Origin of the sequence: Jannaschia sp. 2305UL9-9, from assembly GCF_041403465.1 — a bacterium.
GTDB lineage: Bacteria > Pseudomonadota > Alphaproteobacteria > Rhodobacterales > Rhodobacteraceae > Jannaschia.
Genome location: NZ_JBGEHM010000001.1, coordinates 623,610 through 641,414 on the forward strand (window position 1 = coordinate 623,610; position 17,805 = coordinate 641,414).

Sequence of the window (17,805 nt, forward strand, 5' to 3'; positions counted from 1 at the left end):
CGGCATGTCCGCCCCCTGCCCCTGAATGGACTGGCTTACCGATACGAAGATCCCCGTCGGCAAGATTGCCGCGGCCGGGTTCGATTGGCTTCAGGCGAATTTCGCCTGGGGCTTCGACGCGATCGCGGTGTTCATGGAGGCCATGATCGACGCGATCCTCTGGGTGCTGCAAACACCGCACCCATTGCTGGTCATTGCGGCCTTCGTCGCCCTGACGTGGGTTCTGAACCGTAACTGGAAAACCTGCCTGTTCGTGGCGCTTGGGTTTCTGTTCGTCGTGAACCAGGGCTACTGGGAGGAAACGACCGAAAGCCTGACGCTTGTCCTGTCCGCTTGCGTCGTCTGCATGGCGATCGGCGTGCCTATCGGGATTGCGGCGGCCCATCGGCCGCGCCTTTACGCCGCAATGCGTCCGGTGCTGGACTTGATGCAGACCCTTCCGACCTTCGTCTACCTGATCCCCGCGATCGTCTTTTTCGGCATCGGCATGGTGCCCGGCCTGATTGCGACGGTGATCTTCGTCCTGCCGGCGCCGATCCGGCTGACCTGTCTGGGTGTATCCTCGACCCCCACGCCCTTGCTGGAGGCCGCCCGCGCCTTCGGGGCCACGCCCGGCCAGGTCCTGTGGAAGGTGGAACTGCCCTACGCCCTGCCGCAGATCATGGTCGGCCTGACACAGACCATCATGTTGTCGCTGTCCATGGTGGTGATCGCCGCGCTGGTCGGCGCAGATGGGCTTGGCGTGCCGGTGGTGCGGGCCCTGAACCAGGTGAACACATCGCTGGGGTTCGAAAGCGGCTTTGTCATCGTGGTCGTCGCGATCATGCTGGACCGCATGCTGGGCCGAGGAGGCGCAAAATGACCGCGGTAACCTTCGACGCCGTGTCCATCGTGTTCGGTGACAGGCCACAGACCGCCCTGCCCCTGATGGATGACATGCAGGACCGGGCCGAGATACAGACCCGGACCGGTCAGGTCCTGGGCGTCCACGATTGCAGCCTTGCCGTGGACGAAGGTGAGATCCTTGTCCTTATGGGGCTTTCGGGGTCCGGCAAGTCCACACTCCTGCGCGCCGTCAACGGGTTGAACCCGATCGTGCGCGGATCCGTGACCGTCAGCGACGGAAACTGGTCCTGCACCCTGCCCGGCTGTTCCGCCACGGACCTGCGGCGGCTGCGCCGCGAATGCGTGTCGATGGTGTTTCAGCAATTCGGCCTGCTGCCTTGGCGCAGCGTCCGCGACAACGTCGGGCTGGGCCTCGAACTGGCCAACATCGGGGCCGCCGACATCGCACGGCGCGTGGATGAGCAGCTGGCGCTGGTCGGATTGTCCGATTGGGCCGACCGCAAGGTGCAGGAGTTGTCGGGCGGCATGCAACAGCGTGTCGGACTGGCCCGCGCCTTCGTGACCGAAGCCCCTATCCTGCTGATGGATGAGCCTTTCTCGGCCCTCGACCCGTTGATCCGCGCACGCCTGCAGGATGAGCTGCTGGCCCTTCAGGCAAGTCTGAAACGCACGATCATCTTCGTCAGTCACGACCTTGATGAGGCATTCAAGATCGGCAACCGGATTGCGATCATGGATGGCGGTCGCATCGTGCAATGCGGGACCCCGCAGGAAATCATCGCTAACCCGGCCAGCGACTACGTCGCGGATTTCGTGGCGCATATGAACCCGCTGTCGGTCCTGACGGCCGAGGACGTCATGGCCTCGACGCCCTTACCCGCCACGATGCCGGCAGAGGCCCTCGCGCATGACACCCCGCTGGAAGACGTGATGACAGCCCTTCTGAAGGCGGATGGCCCGGTCACCGTCATGCAGGATGGTCAGGCCCGTGGCGTCATTGCACAGGACGACGTGCTGCGCCGCTTGACGCAGCGCAGCGAAGGGGATCACCCCAAGGCATAACCCGCGCCGCGCACCGTGCGGATCGGATCATCCGACCCGCTGGCGTTTCGAAGGGCCTTGCGAAGGCGACCGACGTGGACGTCGACCGTGCGGCTGTCGACATAGATGTCGCGGCCCCACACCCGGTCGAGCAGTTGATCGCGCGACCAGACACGGCCCGGACGTTCCATGAAGGTCGTCAGGAGGCGGAATTCCGTGGGCCCTAGGTGGAGCTCGTTGCCATGACGGAAGACACGATGCTCTTCGGTATTGACCGAGATATCGTCGAACTCCAGCAGCTCCCCGACGGATGCCGGGCGGACACGGCGCAGTTGCGTGCGAATACGTGCCATCAGTTCGACGACCGAATACGGCTTGACGATATAGTCGTCGGCGCCGGTTTCCAGCCCGCGAACGCGGTCGACTTCCTCCGACCGCGCGGACAACATGATGACCGGGATGGCACGAGTCTCGGCGCGCGACTTCAACTGCCGGCAGACTTCGATCCCGGACACTTCGGGCAACATCCAGTCGAGCAGGATCAGGTCGGGCGCGTCTTCCCGCGCCAGTTCCAGCGCCGCATCGCCTGACGTGGCCTGTTGGACAAGGTATCCTTCGGCTTCGAGGTTGTAGACGAGGACTTCGCGTTGCGGTGCCTCGTCCTCTACCACCAGAACGGCGGGTTGATTGCCCATGTCAGCCTACCTGACCACCTTTGGTCGAGCTTGTGAGGTCGGCCTTGTTGCGATCATCGTCGGGGATTTCGCCGTCCACGAGGTAGATGACCTGCTCGGCGATGTTGGTCACCAGATCCCCCATCCGTTCGATGTTCTTGGCCATGAAATGCAGGTGCATGCAGGCCGTGATGTTGCGCGGGTCTTCCATCATGTGGGTCAGGTATTCACGGAACAGGCCGTTATACATCTGGTCCACTTCCTCGTCCCGCGCGCGGACATCGGCGGCGAGGTCGGAGTCGCGCTGAATATAGGCGTCCAGCGCATCCTTCAGCATGAGTTGCACGGATTTGGACATCCGCCGGAGCGAGGCCGTCGCACCCTCTACCGGGTGCAGCTCCATCAGGATCTCGGTGCGCTTGGCCATGTTCTTGGAATAATCGCCGATCCGCTCCAACGCGGCGGAAATGCGGAACACGGACAGAACGGTGCGCAGGTCCGTGGCGGTCGGCTGGCGCAGCGCGATGATGCGGGCGGCTTCCTCGTTGACCTGAACCTCAAGGGCGTCGATCGCCTTGTCGCCGCGTCGGATGGCCTGCGCCAGTTCGGCATCCCCCTCGATCAAGGCGATCGTCGCCTTGCCGATGGAATCCTCGACCTGACCGCCCATCTTCATGATAAGCGCCTGGATCGCCTCCAGATCACGGTCGAAGCCCGTGACGATATGGTTGGACTGGATCATGATATCCTCCTCAGCCGATACGGCCGGAAATATAGCTTTCGGTCCGGGGATCCTCGGGCGAGGTGAAGATCTTGCCGGTCTCGCCGTATTCCACCAGATGCCCCAGGTGGAAGAATGCCGTGCGTTGGGACACCCGTGCGGCCTGCTGCATGGAGTGCGTGACGATCACGACCGAGTAGCTTTGCCGCAATTCGTCGATCAGTTCCTCGACCTGTGCCGTGGCGATCGGGTCGAGGGCCGAGCAGGGTTCATCCATCAGAAGAACCTCGGGCGAGGTCGCGACGGCGCGCGCGATGCACAGGCGCTGTTGCTGACCACCCGAAAGGCCGGTGCCCGGCTGGTTCAGGCGATCCTTGGCTTCGTCCCAAAGGGCCGCCCGGCGCAGCGCGCTTTCGACGATGTTGTCGAGGTCGGCCTTGTCCGTCGACAGGCCGTGGATCCGGGGGCCATAGGCGACATTGTCGTAGATCGACTTGGGGAACGGGTTCGGTTTCTGGAACACCATCCCGACCTTGGCACGCAGCTGCACCGGGTCGACGCGCTTGTCATAGATGTCCTCACCGTCGATGCGGATGTCGCCCTCGACCCGCGCGGCCGAAATGGTATCGTTCATCCGGTTGATACAGCGCAGGAACGTCGACTTGCCGCAACCCGAAGGCCCGATGAAGGCGGTGACCGTCCGGTCCGCGATCTCGACGTCGACGTCCTTGATTGCATGGGTGTCGCCGTAATAGACCTGCACGCCTTTTGCGGTGATCTTGGTCTCTTGGTTGTCCACGGCTCTCTCCGTAAATCGCATGTCGTTCATGTCGCCCCCCTACCAGCGGCGTTCGAATTTGCGGCGAAGATAGATGGCCGCGAGGTTCATGACGAGGAGGAAGACCAGCAGCACGATGATCGCACCGGAGGCTCGCTCGACGAAAGCGGGGTCCGACCGCTGGGTGAAGTTGTAGACCTGCACCGGAAGGGCCGTGGCCGGGTCGAACAGGCCACCCTCCCACGGGGCATCGGGATATTCGCGCACGAAGGCCACCATACCGATCAGAAGGAGCGGCGCGGTCTCGCCCAGGGCCTGTGCAAGCCCGAGGATCGTGCCCGTCAGGATGCCCGGCATGGCCAGCGGCAGAACATGGTGGAACACCGACTGCATCTTGGACGCGCCAAGGCCAAGCGCCGCATCCCGGATCGACGGTGGCACGGATTTGAGCGAGGCGCGCGTGGCGATGATGATCGTCGGCAGTGTCATCAACGTCAGCACGAGCCCCCCCACGATCGGCGCCGACTGTGGCAGACCTGCGAAGTTGATAAAGATGGCCAGGCCGAGGATGCCGAACACGATGGACGGCACGGCGGCGAGGTTCGAGATATTGACCTCGATCAGGTCCGTCAGCTTGTTCTTCGGCGCGAATTCTTCAAGGTAGATCGACGCGGCCACACCGATTGGCAGGGCGAGGACCAGCACGATCAGCATCATGTAAAAGCTGCCCAGGATCGCGACGCCAAGGCCCGCGGCCTCGGGCCGGGTGGTCGAGGCATCGGGCCAGGTGATAAAGTTCCAGTTGAACCCGGTTTCCAGCAGGTCCGCCTCCTCCAGCGCTTCGGCAAGCCGTAGCTGGGCGGGTGAGATGTTCTTGTCCAGCTCGGCGGTTTCATAGGTCACGCGGCCCTTGAAAAAGCCGTCGATCCGTCCGCTGGCCAGAACCTCGACCGGGACCGTCTGACCAAGGAGTTGCGGGTTATCGAGGACGTAGCTGCGCAGCTGCGCGACGCTTTCGTCGGAGACGAGGTCGGCGATGTCGCGGCCCGAAAGCTCCGTCTCGATCCCGGCCCGTGCGACGGTTTCGGCCAGGCCGTCCCGCAGCAGGGGCGCGTAACCGAACGTGGTGACCTTGGACATGTCGGCCCGGTCGCGGTTGCCGACAGGGTCGAGGCGATCTGCATCCAGCGTGACCTCGATCTCGATCGTCGTCTGGAAGAACGCGCCCAGTCCCGCCGTCAGGATCGAACTCATCAGCAGGAGCAACATCAGAATGCCGCTGCATACCGCGATCAGGCCGTACATGCGGAACCGCTTCTCACGTGCATTTCGTTTCGAAGTATGCGCGTCGGCCCGCATCAAGGAGCCAACACTCGGCCCCTCGCGCGGGGTCTCGGCTGTCGCGTCGGTCATTCGTACTGCTCCCGGTAGCGGCGGACGATAAAGAGGGCGAGGACGTTCAGTCCCAGCGTGATGACGAAGAGGGTCAGGCCAAGGGCGAAGGCGACCAGCGTTTCAGGCGACGAAAAGTCCGTGTCACCGGTCAGCTGGCTGACGATCTTGACCGTGACCGTGGTCATGGCCTCGAACGGGTTCACATCGATCTTGGCCGCGGCCCCTGCCCCGAGGACGACAATCATCGTCTCACCGATGGCGCGGGATGCGGCCAGCAGGATTGCGCCGACGATCCCCGGCAAGGCGGCCGGCACGATGACCTGGCGGATCGTTTCGGACTGCGTGGCACCCAGGCCGTAGGAACCGTCGCGCATCGCTTGCGGCACCGCGTTGATGATGTCGTCCGACAGCGAGGATACGAAGGGGATCAGCATGATGCCCATCACGAGGCCCGCTGTCATGACGGAAGACGCGTTGTTGCCAAGGCCCAATGGCGAGGCGATCGCATCGCGCAACAGCGGACCGACCGTGATCAGGGCGAACAGGCCGTAGACGATGGTCGGGATACCGGCCAGAACCTCCAGCAGTGGCTTGGCGATGCTGCGGAACCGCTTGTTGGCGTATTCCGACAGATAGATCGCGGAGAACAACCCGATCGGCACAGCGAACAGAAGTGCGATCAGCGAGATATACAGGGTGCCCCACAGAAGCGGCAGCAGACCCAGTTCGGACGATCCGCCGCGGCCGGAGAAGCTGGGGTTCCAGGTTGTCGAAAAGAAGAACTCAGACGCGGGGTATTGCTCGAAGAAGTTCAGAGTCTCGAACAGCATCGACAGGATGATGCCCACCGTCGTCAGGATCGCGATCGTCGAGGCCGCGATCAGCAAGGCAAGGATCGCGGTCTCGACCGAGTTGCGCGCGCGGTAGTCCTTGTTCGTCCGCATGTAGGTCAGGGCAAACCCGCCGACCGCCAGCAACAGGACGACGATCGTCATGGCCACATCACCGCGGGCGTCGATGTTCCGATATCGTTGCGCGGCCGTCAGGGTGATGGCGTCGACCTCGGTTCCGATGGCAACACCGACGTCGGCCAATTGCTCGCGGACGTTGGTCGCATCGACGTCCATGTTGCGCGCATCGTCCGCCGAGATGATCCCGCGCTCGACAGCCACGTTCAAGCCATTCGCCACCCGGCGAACATCGGCCATCAGCAGGCTAAGTTCGCCCACGCTGCTGTAGGAGGTTTCGGGAATCGTCACTGCCGCCCGGCTTTCGACCAGCATGGGCTGCAACACCATCCAGGCCGCCATCACCAAAAGGGCGGGGGCAGCCACGAAAAGCGCAACGTTCACACCGTAATAGGCAGGAAGGGAATGAAGATCGCGGGCATCGCCAGAGGCGGATGCGATGGCTTTGCGGCGACCAAGGGCCAGGCCAACCATTGCCAGCACGCCGATGATGACCAACAGCCAGAAAACACTCATCATAGCGCTCCGTCGGAATTGAAGGGGCCCCTCGCGCAGGACCCAAGGCAGCGGCGGGACCCGGAGGCCCCGCCACGTTGTCGATCCGAAAGGATCTTACTCGGTCATGTCGACTTCGTTCTCGATGTTGGCCTGAACGGTGGCCAGCTCGGGGTCGGACACCAGGCCATACTCGGCGAGGGGGCCGTAGGGGCCGGCGATGTCGTCGCTGACGAAGAAGGACGCGTATTCCTTCAGGCCGGGGATGACGCCGATGTGGGCACCCTTGATGTAGAAGTACAGCGGACGCGAAACCGGGTACTCGCCCGAGGCGATGGTCTCGGTCGACGGCGAGACGCCGTTCATCGTCGCGACCTTCAGGACGTCGGTGTTGTTCTCGTAGAACGACAGGCCGAACACGCCGATGCCATCGGGGTTGGAGTCGATGCGGGCCAGCGTCTCGGTGTAGTCGCCGGTGATGTCGACCGACACACCGTCGGACCGCACGTCGAGGCAGGCGTCTTCGGCGTCGTCCTCGGACATGCCGGCCGCCATCATGGCCTCGAATGCGCCGGTGGCTTCGCAGCCGGCCGCGATGACCTGCTCTTCGAACACTTCACGGGTGCCGTGGTTGGTGCCGGGGATGAAGGCCGAGATGTCGACGGAAGGCAGATCGGCGTTGAAGTCCGACCACTGGGTGTGGGGGTTGTCGACCAGTTCTCCGTCGACCAGAACCTTTGCGCCCAGGGCGTTGAACAGGTCGGAAGGGGTGAACGCGCTGAAATCCGGGCCCGACTGCTGCGAGGCGAAGACGATGCCGTCATAGCCGATGCGGACTTCGATGATGTCATCGACGCCGTTGGCGGCACAGGCTTCGATCTCGCCCGAGCGGATCGCGCGGGAGGCGTTGGCGATGTCGATGGTGTTCTCGCCCACACCTTCACAGAAGCGGCGCAGACCAGCGGAGGAGCCACCGGATTCGACGACGGGCGTCGGGAAGTCGAAGTTTTCGCCAAAGGCCTCGGCCACGATGGCGGCATAGGGCAGCACGGTGGACGAACCGGCAACCTGCACGTTGTCGCGGCTTTGGGCCACTGCGGCGGTGGCGGAAACAGCGGCAATGGCCAGTGCCGAAACGGCGGTCTTGTTGAGAGACATGGTAACTCCTGATCTCTGTCAAACCATGAACACCCCCCCTGGGCATCCACTTGTCGCCGCAACTAGGGGCGCTGTGCTGGGCTTTTGTGACAGCTACGTAACGGTTTTATGACAGGCGACCGGAATCCGCGGATTGTTTTTCGTGCCGGGGCAGCGTGATGGTCATTACCGTCCCCTGCCCTTCACGGCTGTCGATCCGCAGGCGTCCACGGTGGCGATTCACGATATGCTTGACGATGGACAGGCCAAGCCCCGTGCCACCCTGTTCACGGGACCGACCCGTGTCGACCCGGTAGAATCGTTCGGTCAGGCGCGGCAGATGTTCGGGGGGAATACCGGGGCCGTTGTCACGCACCTCGCACCGCCATGCGGCACTGCGCAGGACGGGCTCCCGCTTGATGGGTGTCAGGCAGACGGTCACCGTGCCGGGCTGCGCACCATATTTTATTCCGTTCTCGATCAGATTGACCGCAATCTGTACCAACTGGTCATGATCCCCGGTCACCAGTGCGCTGTCCGGCGCATCGATGTGGAGCGTGACACCAACCCCGTCCGCAATCGGGCGCAACGCATCGACCGCCGCACCGATCACGGCGCGCAGATCGACGGCATCGGTGGGTTTGCGGCGTGCCAGACCCTCCAACCGGCTGAGCGCCAGCAGATCCGTCACCAGCCGGTTCATTCGCCCCGTTTCCTGCGCCATCAGGCCCAGAAACCGCGCCTGCGCCTTGGGGTCGCGTCGGGCCGGTCCCTGCAGCGTCTCGATGAATCCCATGATCGCCGTCAGGGGCGTCTTGAGTTCGTGACTGACGTTGGCGACGAAATCCCTGCGCATCGATTCCTCGTTGCGCAGGGCCGACACATCGCGAAAGACCAGAAGGACGAAGGGCCGGCCCTTGCCCGAAGACAGGGGCGACACCGTCACATCGAACAGGGTTTCGACCGCGCCCGACGAATGCGAGAAACGCGCCGTTCCATGGGCCTTTCGCGCGAAGGCCGATTCCACCGGGGCCAGCAGATCCGGCTGACGCAGGACACTGACGTAGGATTGCCCGTCGATCCACGCGCCGAAGTATTCATGCGCCGCGTCATTTGCATGAAAGACCCGTCCGTTCGCATCCAGCAGCAGGGCGGGCTCTTCCAACGCCGAAAGGATCTGGATGTCGCGCGTCGACTGACTTTCGTTCCCTGCCATCCGATGCGCCCCCAAGATCGTTTCGGCTACCCGAGCGCGGAAACCGCGTCCAAGGCCTTGCTGAAGTCACGGTGTAACAATTCTATGGGTTCACAGCCGACAGAGACGCGGAAAAACCCTTCGGTGATGCCCAGTGCGGCGCGACCTCCGGGTGTCAGGCCCCGGTGGCTTGACGACGCGGGGTGCGACAGGGTCGTTCCGACATCCCCCAACGTCGGTGCAAAGGCGACCTCTGGCGCTGCGCGGGTCAACGCGTTCGCCGCATTGCGCCCGCCCCGAAGCCGAAACGACAGCATGTTGCCGGGCCGGTCGCCCAACAAGGTCGCCGCGCGATTGTGGTCCGGGTGATCGCGTCGTCCGGGATATAGCACCATCTCGACCGCCGGATGCTCGGCGATCATGTCCGCCAGCGCGGCGGCATTGGCCTGCGCCCGCTCGAACCGCATGTCGAAGGTATAGAGCCCCCGTTCCGCCATCCAGCAATCCCATGGGCTGGGCGTCAGGCCAAGCGTGACCACCGTATCATAGATCGCCTTGCGCTGACCTGCGTCGCGGGCCAGCACATAGCCCAGCGTGACATCGCTGTGCCCCGCCAACAGCTTGGTCACCGAATGGATGACGACGTCGGCGCCCCGCGCATAGGCGGGAAAGCCGTAGGGCGTGGTAAACGTGTTGTCGACCACGAGGATCAGGCCGCGATCGCGGGCAAGTGCTTCGATCCCCTCCATATCCGCGATGCGCAGGGTCGGGTTCGACACCACCTCGATCAGGATCATGCGCGTGGCCGGCGTGATCGCGGCGGCCATTGCATTGATGTCGGTCGGATCGGCCAGTGTTGACGTGATGCCCCATTTCGGCAGGTCCTGCGCCATCATCCGCAGGCTGCGGCCGTAAAGCTGATTGCCGCCAACGATGTGATCGCCCTGCCCAAGCAGCCCCAGAATGGTTGCCGTGACAGCCGACATGCCGGACCCGGTGATGATCCCACCTTCGCCACCCTCCATCCGGTCGATCATCTGCGCCAGAACATCGGCATTCGGATGCCCCTCGCGCCCGTAGGTATAGCCCTTCGCCCGGCCCTCGTACTGATCGTCCAGCGCATCCGGATCGGGCGAGCTGTAGACGACAGAGGGTTGCAGAGGCGTCGCGACGGCGCGGCTGACCGAGGATGGAAACGGCGTGCGGCGCACGAGATTCGGGGAGTCGGACATCAACGTCGCCTCGTAATTATCTGATCAGGAACGGATCGCGCCGTCGGCGCGAACCAGGTACTTGAAGCTGGTCAGTTGCTCGGCACCGACGGGCCCGCGGGCGTGCATCTTGCCGGTCGCGATGCCGATCTCCGCGCCCATCCCGAACTCTCCGCCGTCGGCGAACTGCGTGGAGGCATTGTGCATCAGGATCGCGCTATCCAGTCGCTCGAAGAAGCGCGCAACCGGGGCGGCATCCTCGGCCAAGATGCAATCGGTGTGATTTGACCCGTACCGTCGAATATGCGCAATCGCCTCGTCAACGTTATCAACGACTTTTGCCGCGATCTTCATGTCGAGGAACTCCGTCCCCCAATCCTCGTCCGTGGCCTCGACAGTCCCGGCAAGGCCGGATCCCGCGCGAACCTCGACACCGGCCTGCATCAGGGTGTTCAGCACGTCCTGTCCGATGGTTTCGGCCACATCGCGATGAATCAGAAGACATTCGGCGCTGCCGCAGATACCCGTGCGGCGGGTCTTGGCGTTCAGGATGACCTCGCGTGCTATGTCTGGGTCGGCCGAGGCATCGACATAGATGTGAACGATCCCCTCCAGATGCGCGAATACGGGAACGCGTGCCTCGCGCTGAACGAGACCGACAAGCCCCTTGCCACCACGCGGAACGATCACGTCGATATGGTCGATCGCCGTCAGCATTGCGGTTACGGCGGCGCGGTCGCGCGTCGGCACCAACTGGATGGCCGCTTCGGGCAAATCGGCGGCCTTCAGCCCTGCCACCATTGCGGCGTGAATCGCTTGCGATGAATGAAACGACTCCGAACCACCGCGCAGGATGACCGCATTGCCCGCCTTCAGGCACAGCGCCCCGGCATCGGCGGTCACATTCGGGCGGCTTTCGTAGATCACGCCGATCACGCCCAGCGGCGTGGCAACCCGTTGAATGGTCAGGCCGTTCGGACGCTCCCATTCCGCCAGCACACGTCCGACCGGATCATCCTGATCCGCAATCGCCCGCAGGCTGTCGCAGATCGACCGGATGCGCCCCTCGTCCAGCAACAGACGATCCAGCATTGCGGGGGACAGGCCCTTCTTGCGGCCAAAGTCCATGTCGGCGGCATTGGCGGACAGAACCTCGTCACGGTTGGCCCACAGGACATCGGCTGCGGTCATCAAAGCCTTCGACTTGGCCTCTGGCGAGGCATAGCCAAGCTCTGCGGAGGCGGCGCGCGCGGCGTCGCCGATCCGTTTCATCACTGCCGGAATATCGTCTGCTGCATCTTTCATCAGATCACCATGTCGTCCCTGTGGATTAAGGCTGCCCGTCCCGGATAGCCGAGGGTCGTCTCTATGTCGCCAGATCGCAACCCCTTGATCTGCCGCGCTTCGTCGCCGGTGTAGCGGATCAGGCCCTGCCCCATGGCATGGCCGTCCGGGCCCTCGATGGTCACCGGCTCGCCCCGCCCGAAGCCGCCGCCAACGAATGTGACGCCGGCCGGCAACAGGGACTTGCCGTCGCGCAGGGCCTTGGCGGCCCCGCTGTCGACCGCGATCGTCCCGCGCGGCTTCATCGACCCGATCCAACGCTTGCGCGCCGTCTGCGGATCGTCCTTGGCCAGAAACCACGTCGCCCGCGCGCCATCAGCCAGCGCGCTCAGCGGACGATCCCCGCCCAATGTGATGGCAAGGGCACAGCCCGCCTCGGTCGCGCGGCGGGCGGCCATCACCTTGGTAATCATGCCCCCCTTGGACAGGCCGGATACGCCCTCGCCCGCCATCGCCTCGATCTCGGCGGTAATCTCCGGCACCTCGGGCAGGTGTCGGGCGGTGGGATCCGTGTTGGGATTGGCCGTATAAAGCCCGTCAACATCTGACAGCAGGACACAGGCATCAGCGCCAGCCATGGCGGCCACCTGCGCGGCAAGCCTGTCGTTGTCGCCGAACCGGATCTCGTCGGTTGCGATGGTGTCGTTTTCGTTGACGACCGGCACGACGCCGAGGCCCAGAAGCATCTCGAAGGTGGATCGCATGTTGAGATAGCGGCGGCGATCCTCGCTATCGTCCAGTGTCAGCAGGACCTGCGCCGTCGTGACGCCCAAGGGCGCCAACACGCTGTCATAGGCGGCGGCGAGACGGATCTGTCCGACAGCCGCGGCCGCCTGGCTCTGCTCCAGCGAGAGCGGCGGTCGTAGCGACAGAACACTGCGCCCCAGAGCGATCGACCCGGATGACACGAGGATCACGTCGCATCCCCGCGCCCGCAAATCGGCCACATCCTGAGCGAGGCCATGCAACCAATGGGACCGGACCTTCCCGGTGCCGGATTCGACCAGAAGGGCGGACCCGATCTTGACGACGATCCGTTGCGCCGTTGTCAGGCTTACACGGGCGACCACGGCTCATCCGACGACGACGTCGTCTCGACGTCCGCCGCTTCCTTCTTGATCAGCATACGAAGGGCACGCAGCACCTCGGTCACGCCATCGCCCGACACGCCGGACATGGACATCACCTCCGTTCCCGCGGCCTCGGACAAGGCCGCGCGGCGCTCCTCCAGATCTTCCTGCGAGAGGGCGTCCGTCTTGTTGAGGACGGTCAGGCGCGGCTTGTCCACGAGGCCACCGCCATACATCTCCAACTCGGTCACGATCGTGCGGTAATCTTCGACAACATCTGACGATGTGCCATCGACCAGATGCAGCAAAGCCCCCGAGCGTTCCACATGCCCGAGGAACCGATCCCCGATCCCGCGCCCCTCGTGGGCGCCCTCGATCAGACCGGGAATGTCGGCGACCACGAATTCCACCCCGTCGACGGCAACCACACCAAGGTTCGGCACCAGTGTCGTGAACGGATAATCCGCGATCTTGGGACGCGCATTGGATGTGGCGGCAAGAAACGTGGACTTGCCCGCGTTGGGCAGACCCAGCAGACCGACATCCGCGATCAGCTTCAGGCGCAGCCAGATCGTCCGCTCGACGCCCGGCTGACCGGGATTGGCGCGGCGCGGTGCCTGGTTGGTGGCGGACTTGAAGTGCAGGTTCCCGAATCCGCCGTTTCCGCCCTTGGCAAGGACGAGACGCTGACCGACCTCGGTCATGTCGGCGATCACGGTCTCCTCATCCTCGTCGAGGATCTCGGTGCCGACGGGCACGCGCAACAGGATGCCTTCGCCGTCCTTGCCGGTGCGCTGCTTGCCCATGCCGCCCTGCCCCGACTTGGCGAAGAAGTGCTGCTGGTAGCGGAAGTCGATGAGGGTGTTCAGGCCCTCGACCGTCTCGACGATGACATCGCCGCCCCGCCCGCCATCACCGCCGTCGGGTCCACCGTATTCGATGTACTTTTCGCGCCGGAACGATACCGCACCGGACCCACCGCCGCCGGAGCGGATGTATACTTTGGCTAGATCGAGAAATTTCATAGGTCAGCCCTTACGCCCGCAGAGGCGCAGCCTCAAGCCATCTGCCGGATATACGTCCATTGCGGAACAATGGCACCGCGCGCGATGCAATATGCCTCTGCATCGCCGATATAATCGAAGCCCGCATTGGTCAGAACGCGTGCCGAGGCGGGATTGTCCTGAAATACCTTGCCGAACACATGGCTGTTCTTCATGGGATTCGCCTGCATCAGGGCGCGCAGCGCCTCGGTCGCGAGGCCCGTGTTCCAGGCGACCGGTGCGACCCAGTATCCGATCTCGGCCTGCCCACGATCCATCTGATCGAGGCTCATCAGGCCCACGAGTTCGCCCAGACCTGCCGAACCGGCATCCAGCGCCCAGACGGTTTCGTCCGGCGCCGCCTTGAGGCAGCGGGTGACGAACGCATCCGTTGCCCCGGGGGGCAGCGGATGGGGGATGGACGTCGTCATCTCGGCGACCTGCCTGGTGCCCGCGTATTGTTCGATAAGCCCCATGTCCGAGCGCCGCAGAGGACGCAGGACAAGGCGATCGCTGCGCACGATCATCTGGCCGGACGTCCCGACCTGATCCGACCGAAAGGGTGCAGATTGTGGTGTCATGTCGTTCCTCCTCCGAACAGCACGAACAGGACGCTGGCAACGGTCAAAGCCGCCAATGTCCACATCAGATAACGTTCCCCGGGCTTGCCACGCAGGGTGCGCGCCACGAGGCTCCCTCCCCAGGTCCAGAGCGGGTGCATCAGCAACTGGCAAGCCAGCAGCACGGCCGCAATGGTCGCCGTCGCCTCCAACGACGGCGTTCCGGGGGTGACGAAGGCGGTAAACCCGCCGGTGATCATGGCCCAAGCCTTGGGATTCAACGGGTGCACGATAAGGCCCGCGGCAAAGCCGGGTGCCTTTGCCGTTCCGCCGTCGCCCAACCGCAGGTTCGCCACCTTCCATGCAAGGAAGATGATGTAGGCCGCAGACGCCCATTTCAGCGCCTCGAACAGGACCGGCGCGCGGGCCGCCAACTCCATCAGGCCGAACCCGATGGGCCAGATGATGAGTTGCTTGCCAAGGGCGACGCCCGCCACGAACGGCAGGGCCGCCCGAAAGCCAAAGCGCGCGCCCGTGGCCATCAAGGCCATGTTGGCCGGACCGGGCGTGCCGACCTGACTGGCGGCAAAGATCGCAAAGGACAGGACAGCGACGCTCATGCGGCACCTGCGCTGTTGGTGAAGGCCTTTTTGCGATCACGCATGTGGCCCGCCTGCCCCATCACGCCCAAGGGCAAACCCCCGTCGCGCGATCGCGCCGGCGCGGAGCCTGTCCAGCCACGGGCCCGCGGTTCCTCACCGCTTCCGGCAAGGCGCGCCGCGATAACCCCCGACAGGGCGCGCGGGGACCAATGATCCGGGAAAAGGGCCGCATCCGTCATGGCGGACTCCGGGCGAAAGAACGAGAAAGGGGACCGGCTTGCACCGGTCCCCTAAGATTTCAAACCTATTCGGGTCCGGCTTACTCCGCAGCCTCGGCCACGGGGAGAACGGAAATATAGGTGCGACCCTTGAAACCCTTGCGGAACGTCACGGCGCCTTCGGCGGTTGCAAAGATGGTGTGATCCTTGCCCTGACCAACGCCTTCACCCGGCCACCACTTGTTGCCGCGCTGACGCACGATGATGTTGCCCGGGATAGCGGCCTGACCGCCGTAGAGTTTCACGCCAAGGCGGCGACCAGCAGAGTCGCGGCCGTTACGAGAGGAGCCACCGGCTTTTTTGTGTGCCATTTGTCCTTACTCCTTTTCAGCGGCGAACGTGGCCGCCTGTTCGATCCAGTTGTCGCGGTCGATGCGACCTTTGAACGACAGCTTGTCATCCATATAGGCGATTTCTTCCGGACCCCAAGCGGCGATCTGGTCGAAATGGAAGACACCGATCTCGTGCAGCGTGCCTTCAAGCTTGGGACCGACACCCGAGATCCGCTTCAGATCGTCGGCACCGCCCTCGCGCGCTTCCTTCATCAGGTTGCTCGGCTTGGAACCGGCAAGCTCGGCCCCGGATGCAGCGTTGTCCGCCGCCTGCGCAGGAGCGGCCTTCTTCTTGGCCGATGCCTTCTTGGGGGCGACCTCGACAGCAGCAGAGGACACGGAGCCCGCACCCACGGCAGCCTTCACACCGGTCGCGTCGGCGCCGGATGCAAGGATGTCGGTCACGCGGATCAGCGTCAGCTTCTGACGGTGGCCCTTGGTGCGCTTGGACGAGTGCTTACGACGACGCTTGACGAAGTGGATGAGCTTCTCACCCTTGATCTGATCGATCACGTCGGCCTGCACGGCGGCCCCATCAACGGTCGGTGCGCCGATCGTGACACTATCGCCACCCAGCATCAGCACGTCGTTGAATTGGATTTTCTCACCAGCTTCGCAAGCCAGCTTTTCGACACGCAGCACGTCACCTGTGGCGACCCGGTACTGCTTGCCTCCGGTCTTCAGAACGGCAAACATCCGCTCTCTCCTTGATCTGTCGCATCCTGCGGTCCCCCGGTCGGGGCGTTTGCGACCCTGACGGGTCACCTCGGACAGCGGCCCATATGAGGGGCTATGTTACGTCGCCGGCTGGCGACTCGAAAAGATAGGCCCGCGCAGGTTTACGCGTCCTGCGGCGGCGTATTTCAGGGACGCCCGCACAAGTCAAGCGGCCCGCCGGTATCGGTTTTCGCCGCCTCAGATGTCTGTGCGCACCATGATCCGCGCAGCTTCGCGCCCCAGATCGTAGGACGTCGCCTCGAACACGCGGCCGAACCCTTCGAACATGGCCGCATTGAACCGCCGGCCTGCATCCGTCTGACCGAATGCCAGATAGGCGCCGAGTTCGTCATCCGACAAAGGCGCATAGGCCAGCATCATATAGGCCCGCAACCATGTCTGGGTTGCCGCGCGAATGTCGTCTTCCTGCGACAGGACCAGCGAAAGAAGCCCCGCCTCGTCCATGTCATCGCTCATCGCGCCGCCGTCGAGCAGACCCCGGTAAAAGGCGAGGTTGGCGTTCAGCCCGCCCGAGACGTTCGCCGACAACAGATCCAGTCCTTCGATCAGATCCTCGATCAGGACGGCCCGGGGGGTCAGCTGATCGTGCAGGGCAGTCGAGGCGAGTCGCGCGCCACCCTCGACATCCTGATCCAGCATTGCCCGACGGGCATCGACCTCCCGCGCGGCGATGCGTTGGCCCAGCTTGCTCTCGAAGAACGCGCGCGCGGCCGTCCTGTCATCCTCGCGCAGCATGGTGTTCAGGCTTTCACGCACGAGGTGTTCCAACCGTGCGGGGCTTTGGATGCGGGCCACCGTCCGATCCCAGTCGGCCCCGCCCTTGCCCGGAAACAGCTGCCCCTCCAGCGATCGACCGTGACGCGCCCCTTCTGTCGCGACCACCTGCATCAGGGGGCCGATATGGACCATCTCGGCAAGCGTCTGGTGCGACGGGATCGATGCCGTCCCGGTCGGCGCGCCCCCCTCTGCCTGCGCCCCCTGCCCGAAGCCGAGCGCAACAGCAAAGGTCATGGCAGCAAGTCTTGCGGTTCTGGTCATGGGGCTGCTCCTGTTATTTTGTGCCCCCACAAAGAACAATTGAAATCCGGTTTGAGAAGGGCCCGTCCGCATTTTTGGTAAGCAGGTGATGAAATCGGGCCGCATCCCCTTGCACCACCTGAGCAACCTGCCTAAAGACGCGCCACCACTGGTGCGGAGAGGTGCCGGAGTGGTCGAACGGGACGGTTTCGAAAACCGTTGTGGATGCAAGTCTACCCAGGGTTCGAATCCCTGTCTCTCCGCCAGCTACCAATTTCACTCAGTCCTGCTCGTTGCCGTTCAGCCCCTTACAGGGCTGTTTTTGTTGGCTTATCTGTATTCATTGTTGCCATTAAGATT

General features: G+C 63.8%; 19 protein-coding genes and 1 tRNA gene. 3 read left to right on the top strand and 17 right to left on the bottom strand.

The window, feature by feature from the left end:
- Positions 1-25: 25 nt before the first annotated feature.
- Positions 26-862 carry a choline ABC transporter permease subunit gene (choW, locus tag V6N07_RS03090; RefSeq protein WP_371153966.1) on the top strand — a complete coding sequence of 279 codons (837 nt, stop codon included), beginning with the start codon at positions 26-28 and terminating at the stop codon, positions 860-862.
- Positions 859-1,908 carry a choline ABC transporter ATP-binding protein gene (gene choV, locus V6N07_RS03095; RefSeq protein ID WP_371153968.1) on the top strand — a complete coding sequence of 350 codons (1,050 nt, stop codon included), beginning with the start codon at positions 859-861 and terminating at the stop codon, positions 1,906-1,908. The genes choW and choV overlap by 4 nt, the downstream gene beginning before the upstream one ends.
- Here choV and phoB read toward each other — a convergent pair.
- From phoB to V6N07_RS03180, 17 genes are all read right to left on the bottom strand, one after another.
- The gene (gene phoB / locus V6N07_RS03100; RefSeq protein ID WP_371153970.1) at positions 1,893-2,582 is read right to left on the bottom strand and encodes a phosphate regulon transcriptional regulator PhoB; all 690 of its coding nucleotides are present in this window, start codon (positions 2,580-2,582) and stop codon (positions 1,893-1,895) included. The two genes, choV and phoB, sit on opposite strands and share 16 nt — an antisense overlap.
- A gap of 1 nt (position 2,583) precedes the next feature.
- Positions 2,584-3,303 carry a phosphate signaling complex protein PhoU gene (gene phoU, locus V6N07_RS03105; RefSeq protein WP_371153971.1) on the bottom strand — a complete coding sequence of 240 codons (720 nt, stop codon included), beginning with the start codon at positions 3,301-3,303 and terminating at the stop codon, positions 2,584-2,586.
- A gap of 10 nt (positions 3,304-3,313) precedes the next feature.
- Positions 3,314-4,111, bottom strand: a complete 798-nt coding sequence (pstB, locus tag V6N07_RS03110; RefSeq protein ID WP_371153972.1) for a phosphate ABC transporter ATP-binding protein PstB — start codon at positions 4,109-4,111, stop codon at positions 3,314-3,316.
- Between the two features lie 9 nt (positions 4,112-4,120).
- Entirely contained in the window at positions 4,121-5,473 is a 1,353-nt protein-coding gene (gene pstA, locus V6N07_RS03115; protein WP_371153973.1) for a phosphate ABC transporter permease PstA, read from the bottom strand.
- Positions 5,470-6,939 (bottom strand): phosphate ABC transporter permease subunit PstC, encoded by a 1,470-nt coding sequence (pstC, locus tag V6N07_RS03120; RefSeq protein WP_371153975.1) that lies wholly within the window; start codon positions 6,937-6,939, stop codon positions 5,470-5,472. The genes pstA and pstC overlap by 4 nt, the downstream gene beginning before the upstream one ends.
- Positions 6,940-7,035: 96 nt before the next feature.
- Positions 7,036-8,076: a PstS family phosphate ABC transporter substrate-binding protein gene (locus V6N07_RS03125; RefSeq protein ID WP_371153976.1), complete on the bottom strand. Its 1,041-nt coding sequence runs from the start codon at positions 8,074-8,076 to the stop codon at positions 7,036-7,038.
- A gap of 106 nt (positions 8,077-8,182) precedes the next feature.
- Positions 8,183-9,271: an ATP-binding protein gene (locus V6N07_RS03130; RefSeq protein ID WP_371153977.1), complete on the bottom strand. Its 1,089-nt coding sequence runs from the start codon at positions 9,269-9,271 to the stop codon at positions 8,183-8,185.
- A 26-nt stretch (positions 9,272-9,297) separates the two neighbouring features.
- Complete coding sequence (locus V6N07_RS03135; RefSeq protein WP_371153978.1) at positions 9,298-10,482, bottom strand: PLP-dependent aspartate aminotransferase family protein; 1,185 nt, start codon at positions 10,480-10,482, stop codon at positions 9,298-9,300.
- Positions 10,483-10,506: 24 nt separating this feature from the next.
- A complete protein-coding gene (locus V6N07_RS03140) occupies positions 10,507-11,766 on the bottom strand; it encodes a glutamate-5-semialdehyde dehydrogenase (RefSeq protein WP_371153979.1) in 1,260 nt (419 codons plus the stop codon).
- Entirely contained in the window at positions 11,766-12,875 is a 1,110-nt protein-coding gene (proB, locus tag V6N07_RS03145; RefSeq protein ID WP_371153980.1) for a glutamate 5-kinase, read from the bottom strand. Before proB ends, V6N07_RS03140 begins: the two co-directional genes overlap by 1 nt.
- Positions 12,860-13,900, bottom strand: coding sequence for a GTPase ObgE (gene obgE, locus V6N07_RS03150; protein ID WP_371153981.1), 1,041 nt, complete (start codon positions 13,898-13,900; stop codon positions 12,860-12,862). Before obgE ends, proB begins: the two co-directional genes overlap by 16 nt.
- Positions 13,901-13,932: 32 nt before the next feature.
- Positions 13,933-14,499 (bottom strand): GNAT family N-acetyltransferase, encoded by a 567-nt coding sequence (locus V6N07_RS03155; RefSeq protein WP_371153982.1) that lies wholly within the window; start codon positions 14,497-14,499, stop codon positions 13,933-13,935.
- Positions 14,496-15,098 (bottom strand): LysE family translocator, encoded by a 603-nt coding sequence (locus V6N07_RS03160; RefSeq protein WP_371153983.1) that lies wholly within the window; start codon positions 15,096-15,098, stop codon positions 14,496-14,498. Before V6N07_RS03160 ends, V6N07_RS03155 begins: the two co-directional genes overlap by 4 nt.
- On the bottom strand, positions 15,095-15,319 hold the full coding sequence (locus V6N07_RS03165; RefSeq protein WP_371153984.1) for a hypothetical protein: 225 nt from the start codon (positions 15,317-15,319) through the stop codon (positions 15,095-15,097). The genes V6N07_RS03160 and V6N07_RS03165 overlap by 4 nt, the downstream gene beginning before the upstream one ends.
- 80 nt (positions 15,320-15,399) lie before the next feature.
- On the bottom strand, positions 15,400-15,669 hold the full coding sequence (gene rpmA / locus V6N07_RS03170; RefSeq protein ID WP_371153986.1) for a 50S ribosomal protein L27: 270 nt from the start codon (positions 15,667-15,669) through the stop codon (positions 15,400-15,402).
- Positions 15,670-15,675: 6 nt separating this feature from the next.
- Complete coding sequence (locus V6N07_RS03175) at positions 15,676-16,386, bottom strand: 50S ribosomal protein L21 (protein WP_371153988.1); 711 nt, start codon at positions 16,384-16,386, stop codon at positions 15,676-15,678.
- 219 nt (positions 16,387-16,605) lie between these two features.
- A complete protein-coding gene (locus tag V6N07_RS03180; RefSeq protein WP_371153989.1) occupies positions 16,606-17,466 on the bottom strand; it encodes a hypothetical protein in 861 nt (286 codons plus the stop codon).
- A gap of 155 nt (positions 17,467-17,621) precedes the next feature.
- Here V6N07_RS03180 and V6N07_RS03185 point away from each other — a divergent pair.
- A tRNA-Ser gene (locus V6N07_RS03185) sits at positions 17,622-17,711 on the top strand.
- Positions 17,712-17,805: the final 94 nt, after the last annotated feature.

Coding starts and splice junctions, on each gene's coding strand:
- choW (WP_371153966.1), top strand. CDS start 26: ATGGACTGGCTTACCGATACGAAGATCCCCGTCGGCAAGATTGCCGCG.
- choV (WP_371153968.1), top strand. CDS start 859: ATGACCGCGGTAACCTTCGACGCCGTGTCCATCGTGTTCGGTGACAGG.
- phoB (WP_371153970.1), bottom strand. CDS start 2,582: ATGGGCAATCAACCCGCCGTTCTGGTGGTAGAGGACGAGGCACCGCAA.
- phoU (WP_371153971.1), bottom strand. CDS start 3,303: ATGATCCAGTCCAACCATATCGTCACGGGCTTCGACCGTGATCTGGAG.
- pstB (WP_371153972.1), bottom strand. CDS start 4,111: ATGAACGACATGCGATTTACGGAGAGAGCCGTGGACAACCAAGAGACC.
- pstA (WP_371153973.1), bottom strand. CDS start 5,473: ATGACCGACGCGACAGCCGAGACCCCGCGCGAGGGGCCGAGTGTTGGC.
- pstC (WP_371153975.1), bottom strand. CDS start 6,939: ATGAGTGTTTTCTGGCTGTTGGTCATCATCGGCGTGCTGGCAATGGTT.
- V6N07_RS03125 (WP_371153976.1), bottom strand. CDS start 8,076: ATGTCTCTCAACAAGACCGCCGTTTCGGCACTGGCCATTGCCGCTGTT.
- V6N07_RS03130 (WP_371153977.1), bottom strand. CDS start 9,271: ATGGCAGGGAACGAAAGTCAGTCGACGCGCGACATCCAGATCCTTTCG.
- V6N07_RS03135 (WP_371153978.1), bottom strand. CDS start 10,482: ATGTCCGACTCCCCGAATCTCGTGCGCCGCACGCCGTTTCCATCCTCG.
- V6N07_RS03140 (WP_371153979.1), bottom strand. CDS start 11,766: ATGAAAGATGCAGCAGACGATATTCCGGCAGTGATGAAACGGATCGGC.
- obgE (WP_371153981.1), bottom strand. CDS start 13,900: ATGAAATTTCTCGATCTAGCCAAAGTATACATCCGCTCCGGCGGCGGT.
- V6N07_RS03155 (WP_371153982.1), bottom strand. CDS start 14,499: ATGACACCACAATCTGCACCCTTTCGGTCGGATCAGGTCGGGACGTCC.
- V6N07_RS03160 (WP_371153983.1), bottom strand. CDS start 15,098: ATGAGCGTCGCTGTCCTGTCCTTTGCGATCTTTGCCGCCAGTCAGGTC.
- V6N07_RS03165 (WP_371153984.1), bottom strand. CDS start 15,319: ATGACGGATGCGGCCCTTTTCCCGGATCATTGGTCCCCGCGCGCCCTG.
- rpmA (WP_371153986.1), bottom strand. CDS start 15,669: ATGGCACACAAAAAAGCCGGTGGCTCCTCTCGTAACGGCCGCGACTCT.
- V6N07_RS03175 (WP_371153988.1), bottom strand. CDS start 16,386: ATGTTTGCCGTTCTGAAGACCGGAGGCAAGCAGTACCGGGTCGCCACA.
- V6N07_RS03180 (WP_371153989.1), bottom strand. CDS start 17,466: ATGACCAGAACCGCAAGACTTGCTGCCATGACCTTTGCTGTTGCGCTC.